The organism is Stenotrophomonas sp. 2YAF22 (assembly GCF_052114665.1).
Lineage (GTDB): Bacteria > Pseudomonadota > Gammaproteobacteria > Xanthomonadales > Xanthomonadaceae > Stenotrophomonas > Stenotrophomonas indicatrix.
Window position 1 is genome coordinate 1 of record NZ_JBFRFE010000069.1, and the last position, 10,620, is coordinate 10,620.

Annotated in this window: 13 protein-coding genes and 2 tRNA genes; 7 read left to right on the forward strand and 8 right to left on the reverse strand. The window is 65.0% G+C overall.

Annotated features, from left to right (window positions below):
* Together AB4Y84_RS04670 and AB4Y84_RS04675 are read left to right on the forward strand one after the other, a co-directional pair.
* On the forward strand, window positions 1–1,168 hold a 1,168-nt coding region (locus AB4Y84_RS04670), incomplete at its 5' end, for an EAL domain-containing protein (protein ID WP_442249826.1).
* The gene (locus tag AB4Y84_RS04675) at window positions 1,169–3,373 is read left to right on the forward strand and encodes an ATP-binding protein (protein ID WP_442249827.1); all 2,205 of its coding nucleotides are present in this window, start codon (window positions 1,169–1,171) and stop codon (window positions 3,371–3,373) included.
* 1 nt (window position 3,374) lies between these two features.
* Here the strand turns inward: AB4Y84_RS04675 and bfr are convergent, their stop codons facing one another.
* From bfr to AB4Y84_RS04695, 4 genes are all read right to left on the reverse strand, one after another.
* Window positions 3,375–3,845 (reverse strand): bacterioferritin, encoded by a 471-nt coding sequence (gene bfr / locus AB4Y84_RS04680; RefSeq protein WP_025874625.1) that lies wholly within the window; start codon window positions 3,843–3,845, stop codon window positions 3,375–3,377.
* 140 nt (window positions 3,846–3,985) lie between these two features.
* A complete protein-coding gene (locus AB4Y84_RS04685) occupies window positions 3,986–4,195 on the reverse strand; it encodes a (2Fe-2S)-binding protein (protein WP_032951724.1) in 210 nt (69 codons plus the stop codon).
* 135 nt (window positions 4,196–4,330) lie between these two features.
* Entirely contained in the window at window positions 4,331–4,519 is a 189-nt protein-coding gene (locus AB4Y84_RS04690; RefSeq protein ID WP_312786958.1) for a hypothetical protein, read from the reverse strand.
* 110 nt (window positions 4,520–4,629) lie between these two features.
* Entirely contained in the window at window positions 4,630–5,253 is a 624-nt protein-coding gene (locus AB4Y84_RS04695) for an RNA pyrophosphohydrolase (RefSeq protein WP_025874624.1), read from the reverse strand.
* A gap of 121 nt (window positions 5,254–5,374) precedes the next feature.
* Here AB4Y84_RS04695 and AB4Y84_RS04700 point away from each other — a divergent pair.
* Together AB4Y84_RS04700 and AB4Y84_RS04705 are read left to right on the forward strand one after the other, a co-directional pair.
* A tRNA-Met gene (locus AB4Y84_RS04700) sits at window positions 5,375–5,451 on the forward strand.
* Between the two features lie 52 nt (window positions 5,452–5,503).
* Window positions 5,504–5,577: transfer RNA gene (locus AB4Y84_RS04705), tRNA-Gln, on the forward strand.
* Between the two features lie 211 nt (window positions 5,578–5,788).
* Here AB4Y84_RS04705 and rpsI read toward each other — a convergent pair.
* Together rpsI and rplM are read right to left on the reverse strand one after the other, a co-directional pair.
* Window positions 5,789–6,181 (reverse strand): 30S ribosomal protein S9, encoded by a 393-nt coding sequence (gene rpsI, locus AB4Y84_RS04710; RefSeq protein WP_005411311.1) that lies wholly within the window; start codon window positions 6,179–6,181, stop codon window positions 5,789–5,791.
* A 2-nt stretch (window positions 6,182–6,183) separates the two neighbouring features.
* Window positions 6,184–6,612, reverse strand: a complete 429-nt coding sequence (gene rplM, locus AB4Y84_RS04715) for a 50S ribosomal protein L13 (RefSeq protein WP_025874623.1) — start codon at window positions 6,610–6,612, stop codon at window positions 6,184–6,186.
* A 196-nt stretch (window positions 6,613–6,808) separates the two neighbouring features.
* On the opposite strand from rplM, the gene coq7 reads away from it, so the two are divergent.
* Window positions 6,809–7,453, forward strand: coding sequence for a 2-polyprenyl-3-methyl-6-methoxy-1,4-benzoquinone monooxygenase (coq7, locus tag AB4Y84_RS04720; RefSeq protein WP_099843937.1), 645 nt, complete (start codon window positions 6,809–6,811; stop codon window positions 7,451–7,453).
* A 94-nt stretch (window positions 7,454–7,547) separates the two neighbouring features.
* Here the strand turns inward: coq7 and AB4Y84_RS04725 are convergent, their stop codons facing one another.
* Window positions 7,548–7,868 (reverse strand): DMT family transporter, encoded by a 321-nt coding sequence (locus AB4Y84_RS04725; protein WP_025874621.1) that lies wholly within the window; start codon window positions 7,866–7,868, stop codon window positions 7,548–7,550.
* A gap of 166 nt (window positions 7,869–8,034) precedes the next feature.
* Entirely contained in the window at window positions 8,035–8,829 is a 795-nt protein-coding gene (speD, locus tag AB4Y84_RS04730; RefSeq protein ID WP_025874620.1) for an adenosylmethionine decarboxylase, read from the reverse strand.
* A gap of 150 nt (window positions 8,830–8,979) precedes the next feature.
* On the opposite strand from speD, the gene crp reads away from it, so the two are divergent.
* The gene (crp, locus tag AB4Y84_RS04735; RefSeq protein ID WP_025874619.1) at window positions 8,980–9,669 is read left to right on the forward strand and encodes a cAMP-activated global transcriptional regulator CRP; all 690 of its coding nucleotides are present in this window, start codon (window positions 8,980–8,982) and stop codon (window positions 9,667–9,669) included.
* A 94-nt stretch (window positions 9,670–9,763) separates the two neighbouring features.
* Window positions 9,764–10,525, forward strand: coding sequence for a sulfite exporter TauE/SafE family protein (locus tag AB4Y84_RS04740; RefSeq protein ID WP_442244472.1), 762 nt, complete (start codon window positions 9,764–9,766; stop codon window positions 10,523–10,525).
* The last annotated feature ends 95 nt before the right edge of the window (window positions 10,526–10,620 follow it).

Consider the following 10,620-nt stretch of genomic DNA (forward strand, 5'->3'; position numbering starts at 1 on the left):
GGCCCAGCACGACCGCGGCGGCGTGTTCTTCGTCGAAATCTCCAGCGCGCTGGGCCTGCGCGAGCGCTATGGCTATGCGGCCTTCGAGCGGCTGATGGTGCAGGCCGGGCAACGCCTTGCCGAGGCTGGCCATCCGCACCTGCTGGCGCGCCTGAACGACAACAGCTTCCTGCTGCTGGCGCGCAACGCCGATGAGGACAGCCTGGAAGCGATTGCCGGCACCCTGCGTGAGCAGCTGTCCGCGCGCGCCTTCGTGATCCGCGACGACGAATCGGTACACCTGCGTGGCGTGGTCGGCTACGCGCCGCTGTCGCCGGGTTTCGACGATGCCAGCAGCGCCCTGGAAGCGGTCGAACGTACCACCCTGCAGGCACGCCTGCTCAGCGCCGGCGTGGCCGGCCACGTGCATCGCCAGGTCACGACCGAGCAGGAGCACCTGGCGTTGCTGGAAGGCCAGCTCGAGCTCGCTTACCAGCCGATCGTCGCCGTCGCCGGTGGCAGCAGCGCGCAGTACCAGTTGCTGCTGCGCCTGCGCCGGACCGATGGCAGCGTACTGACCGCCGGCCAGGTGATTCCGGCAGCCGAGGCGGCCGGCCGCATCGCCGACCTCGACCAGCAAGTGCTGGAGCATGCGATGGGTCTGCTCGACCTGTATCGCCACGCCACCCAGCCGCTGAACCTGTTCGTCTCGCAGTCGCTGCGTACCCTGCAGCGCGATGCCTTCGCCGACTGGCTGCTGGAGTCACTGCAGCAACGCCGCCTGCCCGGCAGCGCGCTGGTGATCGACGTGCGCCTGCCCGATGCACTGATCCACACCGTGCCGTTGCAGCAGTTCTGCCAGCGCATGGCCAGCGTCGGCGTGCGCTTCTGCCTGAGCCAGTTCGAACCGGGCAGCGAAGCCCTGGCCCTGCTCACCCAGCTGCCCCTGTCGTTCGTGCGCATGGCCGCACGCTTTTCCAGCAGCCACTCCAACCCCGATACGCGCGAAGAACTGCGCCGATCGATCGAGCAGGCGCATGCAGCCGGCCTGCAGATCATCGGCCAGCAGATCGAGGACCCGCAGGCAGCGGCCGCGATGTGGGTCGGCGGTGTCGATTACATCCAGGGCAACATGGTGCAGTCGGCCGGCAGCGACCTGAACTTCGACTTCCACAACGCGGTGCTCTGAGTGTCACCGACGGTCGCGCTGTTGGCGGTACTGGCGCTGGCCATCGTCGCCCTGCTGGTACTGGGCCTGCGATTGCGTTCGCGCAATCGCGCGCTGGCGGCACTGCAGCGCGAACGCATCACCCTGACCAGTGAACGCGACCAGCTGCGGCGTACCACCGAGCGCCAGGGCCAGCTGGAACATCAGCTGCTGCAGGCCAAGCAGGCTGCAGAAGCAGCCGTGCTGGCCAAGGGCGAATTCCTGGCCACCATGAGCCATGAAATCCGCACGCCGCTCAACGGCATCCTGCCGATGCTGGAGCTGATTGCCCGCGGCCCGCTCGGCGAAGACCAGCGGCAGATGCTGGCCACCGCCTCGGCCAGCTCGCAGCAGCTGCTGCGCATCGTCGATGACATCCTCGATTACTCGCGACTGGAAGCCCAGGCACTGGAACTGGAGATCACCAGCTTCAACCTGCGCGAACTGCTCGACGGCGTGGTGCAGCTGCTGCAGCGCGCCGCCGAAGCCAAGGGCCTGACGCTGAGCCTGCAACTGGATCCGGCCGTACGCCTGCCGGTACGCGGCGACCCCGTGCGCCTGCGCCAGGTCCTGGGCAACCTGCTGGCCAATGCCATCAAGTTCACCGCACGCGGCCAGGTGCAGTTGCGCGTGCAGCGGCTGGGCGAAGGCCCCGCGCAGCACCAGCTGCGTTTCGAAGTGATCGACACCGGCATCGGCATCGATGAGGYCCTGCAGGCGCGGCTGTTCCAGTCCTTCAGCCAGGCCGACGCCTCCACCACCCGCATCTACGGTGGCACCGGCCTGGGCCTGGCCATCTGCAAGCGCATCACCGACCTGATGCATGGCGACATCGGCGTGCATTCCACCCCAGGCCAGGGCGCAACCTTCTGGTTTGAAATACCGCTGCTGAAGGTTCCCGGCGACCTGCCGGCGCTGGCCCGCTCGCCGGCAGCGCTGCTGCTGTACACCGCCGATGCACAGCTGCAGCCACGCGTCGAACGCATCGCCGCGCACCACGGCCTGCAGGTGCAGCCGCTGGCCAGCATTGATGAGGCAATGGAACGCCTGCGTGCAGCACCACGCCCGGGCCAGAGCACACCGGCATGGCTGCTGGTCGACGCGCGCCACCGCCGCAATGGCGAGGCGGCCCTGCAGCGCGCCTTGGCCGAGCGCGGTGCCGACGACGCACTGCAGGTGCTGTGGCTGCAGGATGATCCGGTTGCAGCACGGCCGCGCCAGCAGCAGCTGCACAGCACATTCAACGATGCCGACCTGCACGCCCTGCTGGCCCAGCCAACAGCCACTGCACGCCCGGCAGCCCTGCTGGCCAACGCCGAAGACGCCAGGCCGGCCACCGTGCTGCCGCCACTGGATCTGCATGTGCTGCTGGTCGAAGACAACACGGTCAACCGGATGGTGGCCGAGCACCTGCTGCGGGTCTTCCAGTGCCGGGTACGCAATGCCGCCGACGGCGAGCAGGCCCTCGCACTGCTGCGCGAAGGTGGAATCGACGTGGTGCTGATGGATTGCCAGATGCCGGTGCTCGACGGCTACAGCGCGACACAGCGCTGGCGCAGGGAGGAGGCCGAAGCGGGGCGGACGCGGTTGCCGATCATCGCGATGACCGCCAACGCCATGGCCGGTGATCGCGAGCGCTGCCTGCAGGCGGGCATGGACGACTATCTGTCCAAGCCGATCACGCGTGAAGCGCTGCATGCATTGCTGCAGCGTTGGGGCCGGGTTTCCGCGGATCGCGGACATGCACCGCTGCCGGACCCCGTGCAACCTGCCGCGACCCCGAGCGTGCCCGACGGCGAAAGCGTGGACGATGAACGAACGCGCGCGATCCCGATTCCACAGCCGGTGCTTGATCGCAGCGTGCTGGATGAACTGCAGGCGGTGATCGGCGATGCCGCCGCGCAGATCGTAACGGTGTTCCTGGAAGACGCACCGCAGCTGGTGCAGCAGCTGCAGCAGGCGGCGCAGGGCAACGACATCGAACGCCTGCAGGCGCTGTCGCACAGCCTGAAATCCTCCAGCGCCAACGTCGGCGCGCTGTCGCTGTCAGCGGTGGCGCGGCGGATCGAACTCGAAGCCCGCAGTGGCAGCCTGCAGCGCCCTGCCGTGGCAGTGGCGCTGCTGGTGGCGGAGTTCGCCCGCGCGCGCGTGGCGCTGACCGGCTACCTCGCCGGCCAGGCCCGTTGAATCACTCTTCGAGCTTGCTCAGCAGGTACTTCGGCTCACCGATGCGCTCGATCAGCTCCAGCTGGGTTTCCAGCCAGTCGATGTGTTCTTCCTCGGAATCGAGGATCTTCACGAACAGCTGGCGGCTGACGTAGTCGCCGACCGAATCGGCATAGGCCACGGCCTCGCGCAGGGTGACCACGCCATCGCGCTCCAGCGACAGATCGCACTGCAGGATCTCGGTCGGGTTCTCACCGATGCGCAGCTTGCCCAGCGCCTGGAAGTTCGGCAGGCCTTCAAGGAACAGGATGCGATCGGCGAGCATGTCGGCATGCTTCATTTCCTCGATCGATTCCTTGTACTCGTGTTCGGCCAGTTCCTTGATGCCCCAGTTCTTCAGCATCTTGGCGTGCAGGAAGTACTGGTTGATCGCGGTCAGCTCGTTGTAGAGGACCTTGTTGAGGAATTCGATGACCTTGGTGTCGCCCTTCATGGGGATGCTCCTGCACGCTGAAATCGCGGGCACTGTAGCGCCTTGCGCGCGCGCGTGAAGGAACGCGAATCGTGCGCATTGGCCACTGCGGCCAGCAATGAAGACCAGGAGAGCGCGGCGTCAACGCGCCGCGAAACGACTCAGGCGACCTGCGCCAGGCCCAACACCGGCAACGGCAGATCGTGGGTGGCACGCGCCTTGGCCAGCAGCTCGCCGGCCATGTCCAGGCAGGAACCGCAGGTGGCGCCGCATCCGGTGCGCATGGTCAGCTCGGCCACCGACGTGACGCCATGGCTGGCGGCTTCGCGGATCTGGTGGTCGGTAACACCGTTGCAGATGCAGACGTACACGGGCGGGAACCAGGGCAGCAGGCCAGTAGCGGCCTGGTCGCTATTCCAATGGAAACGAGAATGGTTGTCAATCAGAGACCTGAACCATTCTCGATACGGTTCAGAGTGCGGTCGAATCCACCCGGTACGAGGCGGCTACAGGCACAACAGCCCAAGCGCCAGCACCGGTGTACTGAAGAAGACGATCAGCCACTGCACACCACCACCTGCCGCCCTCAACCGCAGCAGGTAGTCCGCCAGGAACAGCGCACCCGCACAGGTCGCGAAGGCGAGGCACGCGCCCAGCGCCAGCGGCATCCATGCGATGCCGCCGAGGACTGCCACGCTCAACAACAGCCAGGGGAGGCTTGCCAGACGGACAGCCAGTCCCTGCCGGAAATACCCAGCAGACGTGCGTTGCGACCGTTCGACCCGCTCTTTGCGCAACCTGCCCGTCAAACGGCTCCCGGTTCACCCTTGGCTTTCCGCGGCCAATACCCGCCGCGCATGGGCGTGCGCTTCCTGGGCCTGTCGTGGCCGGCCGCGTGGCCTGGCATCCAGGCCTCGGCAGCGCTCTTGGGCATGGCACTGATGCCCTGCCCCGCCACCCCTTGGGCCAACGGCGCCAGATGTCGCAGGGCGCGCGCATAGACGCCACGCTTGAACACCACCACATGCTCTACCGGATACCAGAAGTCGACCCAGCGCCAATGATCGAACTCAGGCGAGTCGGTATGGTCCAGGCTGACGTGGGCTTCATCACCGGTCAGGCGCAGCAGGAACCAGACCTGCTTCTGGCCGATGCAGACCTGGCGTTCATTGCGGCGGATGGCACGCGCCGGCAGCTTGTAACGCAGCCAGCCCGGTGTCGCCCCAAGCACTTCAACGTGCTCCGGCAACAGCCCGGTCTCTTCCTGCAGTTCACGATACATGGCCTCGACAGGCGTCTCGTCGGTGTTCATGCCACCCTGCGGGAACTGCCAGCCATCCCGGCGCACACGTCGTGCCCAGAACACCTGCCCGTCCTGCCGCATCAGCACGATGCCGACGTTCGGTCGATAGCCGTCCGGATCGATCACGATGCGGACTCCTAAGAAAATCTACTGGTTGGGACTATCCCATGCCGTCTGTCGGGCCACAAGCACGATACAAAGGTGTTGACAGTCCTTGTACACATCAGCAGAATAGCGGGCTCACCAAGGCTATGTAGCTCAGCCGGTTAGAGCACAGCACTCATAATGCTGGGGTCGGTGGTTCGAGTCCACCCATAGCCACCACGTTGAAGTTGTTTTTCAATGTGAAAAGTGAGAAAATAGTTACACGTTACATTGCCCCTTAGCCAAGCGGTAAGGCACCTGACTCTGACTCAGGCATCGGTGGTTCGAATCCATCAGGGGCAGCCAAATTAAAAAGAAAAAGGCCTGATCGAAAGATCAGGCCTTTTTCTTTTTAATTTGGTCACGCCTCTCTCGCCATGCGAAGCCGCGGGTAGTGCCGGCCACTGGCCGGCAACCTCGAAATGCATGACTCCAGAACGACAAAAGCCCGGCCGAAGCCGGGCTTTTGCTTTTCCAACCAGCGGGCTCCCGAAGGAGCCCGGCCAGGCGCGGTAAATCAGCGCTTGGAGAACTGGGTGGCGCGGCGGGCCTTGTGCAGACCGACCTTCTTACGTTCGACTTCGCGGGCGTCGCGGGTCATGAAGCCAGCCTTGCGCAGCTCGGACTTCAGGGTTTCGTCGTACTCGACCAGAGCACGGGCGATGCCCAGACGGATCGCACCGGCCTGACCGGTGGTGCCGCCGCCAGCGGCGGTGACCAGGATGTCGAAGCTCTCGGTGTTCTTGGTCAGCTCGAGCGGCTGGCGCACGATCATGCGAGCGGTCTCACGGCCGAAGAACTCGTCCAGCGGACGGCCATTGACGGTGATGTTGCCCGAACCCTTGCGCAGGAACACGCGAGCGGTGGAGGACTTGCGGCGGCCAGTGCCGTAGTTTTGAGTGATAGCCATGATTAGATATCCAGAACCTGCGGCTGCTGTGCGGCGTGCGGATGCTCAGTGCCGGCGTAGACCTTGAGCTTGCGGTACATCTGGCGACCCAGCGTGCCCTTCGGCAGCATGCCCTTGACGGCGGTCTCGATCACGCGCTCCGGGTGGCGCTCAAGCGCCTGGGCGAGGGATTCGGTCTTCAGGTTGCCGATGTAACCGGTGAAACGGTGATACATCTTGTCCTGCAGCTTCTTGCCGGTGACGACAATCTTTTCTGCATTGATGACGACCAGGTAGTCGCCGGTATCAACGTGCGGGGTGTAGACCGGCTTGTGCTTGCCACGCAGACGGCGGGCCAGCTCGGTGCAGAGACGGCCCAGGGTCTTGCCCTCGGCGTCGACGAGGTACCAGTCGCGCTGGACGGTCTCGTTCTTGGCAGTGAAAGTGCTCATGAAGAACTCTTGGTTAGGTCGGGCTCATTGCGGCGAAGGACTCGCCGGAACTCTGCCACGCGTTGTGAAAGGTGGAGCGTAAGGGGCGGCATTGTACGCAGCTTGGCTGGCGGGTGCAAGCCGGCGCCCGCCCCGGGTTGGCAGGGGGCCGGGGCCGGGCGAGAATCGGGCTTCCCCCGCTCCACGCCGTGCCGCCATGACCGTGCTTCGCCAGACCACCCCGCTGGACCATCTGCTGACCGAGGCGCAGCGCGCCCTGGACACGGTGTTCGGCAACCCGCCGGCCAGCCGCCCCTATCCGGCCACGGACACCGGCGAGCCCGGCATGGACAGCGCCCAGCGTCGCCACGCGGCCGGGCTGATGCGCATCAACCATGTCGGTGAGGTCTGCGCCCAGGGCCTGTACTTCGGCCAGGCCGCGGTGGCACGCGACCCGGCGACCCGCGAACATCTGCTGGAAGCGGCCCAGGAAGAGACCGATCACCTGGCCTGGTGCGCCACCCGCCTGGGCGAGCTGGACAGCCGCCCGAGCCTGTTCAATCCGCTCTGGTACGCCGGCAGCTACACCATCGGTACCCTGGCCGGGCTGCGCGGCGATGGCTGGAACCTTGGCTTCGTGGTCGAGACCGAGCGCCAGGTGGAAGCCCATCTGGACGAACATCTGGTCGACCTGCCGGCCGGCGACCTGCGCAGCCGCGCGGTCATCCGGGTGATGAAGGAAGACGAGGCCCGGCATGCCGAGCATGCCGAACAGGCCGGCGCACGCCGCCTGCCGTTCCCGATTCCGGGCGCGATGGCGCTGGCCTCCAGGGTGATGAAGACCATTGCTTACCGGCTGTAACCCGCATGAGTGTAGTGCCGGCCGCTGGCCGGCAACCCCGCATGGGTCGCCGCAGGTCATGAGGTTGCCGGCCAGCGGCCGGCACTACCAGGGCTTAGTTGGGTGACACCAGCTTCAGGCCGATCACGCCGGCCACGATCAGGCCCACACAGGCCAAGCGTGCCGGCGAGGCGCTGTCGTTGAACAAGTAGATGCCCAGTACGGTCACGCCCATGGCGCCGATGCCGGTCCAGATCGCATAGGCCGTGCCGACCGGAATGTTCTTCATCGCCTGGCTCATCAGATACAGGCTGATCAGGGCCGATACCACCGTCAGGGCGGTCGGCACGGGTTTGCTGAAACCTTCGGAGTACTTCATTCCAAGGGCGAATCCGATCTCGAACAGACCGGCCAGCAGCAGATAGATCCAGGGCATGGGTGGGGGCTCCTTACCTTTTTTGAGAAAAACGAAACGGCCCGGTGTTTTCACACCGGGCCGTAAGTCGGTACATCGCCGTGGAACTGAAGATTGCGCCAAGCGCAGGTTCCACGGGGCGGGGCGTCCCGCCTGGGTGGCGATGCCTGCCGGCATCGCACATGGGTCACTCAGCCAGGTTGCGGCCGTGGAACAGCTCTTCGATCTCACGACGCAGCAGCGCTTCGATCTTCATGCGTTCCTTGAACGAGATGTTCTTGGCCTTTTCCTCGAACAGGTACTGGTCCAGGTCAAAGTCCTTCAGGTGCATCTTCGTGTGGAAGATGTTTTCCTGGTAGACATTGACGTCGAACATCTCGTAACGCGACTTGATGTTCTTGGCCAGGAAGTTCTGGATCGAGTTGATCTTGTGATCGATGTAGTGCTTCTTGCCCTTCACATCACGCGTGAAGCCACGGACACGGTAGTCCATGATCACGATGTCCGATTCCAAGCTCTCGATCAGGTAGTTCAGTGCCTTCAACGGCGAAATGACGCCGCAGGTAGCCACGTCGATATCGGCGCGGAAGGTGGCAATGCCTTCCTGCGGGTGTGTTTCCGGATAGGTGTGCACGGTGATGTGCGACTTGTCCATGTGCGCGACCACGGCATCGGAAATCAACTCCTTGCCGGCCTGCTTCTTGTCGATCACCGGCTCTTCGGAGATCAGGATCGTCACCGAGGCACCCTGCGGATCGTAATCCTGGCGCGCCACGTTGAGGATGTTGGCGCCGATGATCTCAGCGACATCGGTCAAGATTTGAGTAAGCCTGTCGGCGTTGTACTCTTCATCGATGTATTCAATGTAACGCTGACGCTCCTCTTCGGTGCGCGCGTAACACACGTCATAGATGTTGAAGCTCAGCGCCTTGGTGAGGTTGTTGAAACCCTGCAACCTCAGGCGAGGCAACGGCTTGACCACGGCGGTCGATTCCTGTGTAAGAAGGGAAAGGGGGAATTATGCGGCATAAGTGTCTCCAGGGGGAACGTGAAGACGCTCAGGTTCTGGCACACTGTTTGCCCTTAACAATTGCGCTGGTTAAGCTCCGCTATCGACCCCGTGAATCCGTTCATGCGCAGAGGGAGCGCCCCTATCGTGTCAACCGTGCGCCTAGCTAGCAGCCCATTGGCCTTGGACATCGCAACAATCGACCGCTTCCTGGCACACAGCCACAGGCGGCGCTATCCCACCCGTACCGACGTCTTCCGACCCGGTGATCCGGCAGGCACCCTGTATTACGTCATCAGCGGCTCGGTTTCGATCATGGCCGAGGAGGAAGAGGACCGTGAGCTCGTGCTGGGCTATTTCGGCGCCGGTGAGTTCGTCGGCGAGATGGGCCTGTTCGTGGAGTCGGATCGCCGCGAGGTGATCCTGCGCACCCGCACGGCCTGTGAGCTGGCCGAAATCAGCTACGAGCGCCTGCATCAGCTGTTCCTCGGCCCGCTGTCGGCCGATGCCCCGCGCCTGCTGTACGCGCTGGGCCAGCAGATCTCCAAGCGCTTGCTGGACACCAGCCGCAAGGCCAGCCGCCTGGCGTTCCTGGATGTCACCGACCGTATCGTGCGCACCCTGCACGATCTGGCGCAGGAGCCGGAGTCGATGAGCCACCCGCAGGGCAGCCAGCTGCGCGTCTCACGCCAGGAACTGGCCCGTCTGGTGGGCTGCTCGCGCGAAATGGCCGGCCGGGTGTTGAAGAAGCTGCAGACCGACGGCCTGCTGCATGCCCGCGGCAAGACCGTGGTGCTGTACGGCACCCGTTGACCACCCGGTGTCCGCCGGGCATGGCCCGGCGGATCGCCGTACGTGCGACGTACCATCGCATGTCCCGCACACCCGCTTCCGCTAGGCTCGATCCATGGAACTGAGCAGCGAATTCTGGTGGTTCATCCTCATCGGCCTTGGCGCACAGCTGGTTGATGGTGCGCTGGGCATGGCATTCGGGCTGGTTTCTTCATCGGTGCTGCTCAGCATGGGGCTGCCTCCCGCACAGGTCAGCGCCAGCGTCCATACCGCTGAGGTGTTCACCACCGGCGCATCCGGTGTGTCGCATCTGGTAGCAGGAAATGTCGACAAACGCCTGTTCTTCCGCCTCGCCTTGCCCGGCGCCTTGGGCGGCGCACTCGGCGCGTACGTCCTTACACAGGTCCCTGGCGACCTGATCCGCCCGCTGATCTACCTGTACCTGCTGGTGCTGGCCATCATCATCCTGGCCCGCGCGGCCGGCCGCTGGATGCCCAAGGGCGAGATCCGCCGGGTGCCGGTGCTGGGCTTCTTCGCCGGCCTGCTCGATGCCAGCGGCGGCGGTGGCTGGGGCTCGGTGGCCACCTCCACCCTGCTCGCCCGCGGCGGTCAGGCGCGGACCACGATCGGCACCGTCAACGCGGCCGAGTTCGTGGTCACCTTGACCATCTCGGCCACGTTCCTGCTGTCGATGGGGGTGCAGCACCTGCAGATCGTCGCCGGCCTGCTGATCGGCGGCATGATGGCCGCGCCGGTGGCGGCGGTGCTGGTGAAACGGGTGAAGGAACGCTGGGTGCTGGTCGCAGTGGGCGTGCTGGTGCTGGGCATCAGCCTGTTCCAGGTGGGCCATGCGCTGTTCGGGTACCTGGGCCGCTGACCGCCCGCCGGGCGTGGCCCGGCGCTACCCGCGTGGGATTCGGTAGTGCCGGCCGCTGGCCGGCGACCTCATGAGCTGCGGAAGGGGATGCAAGG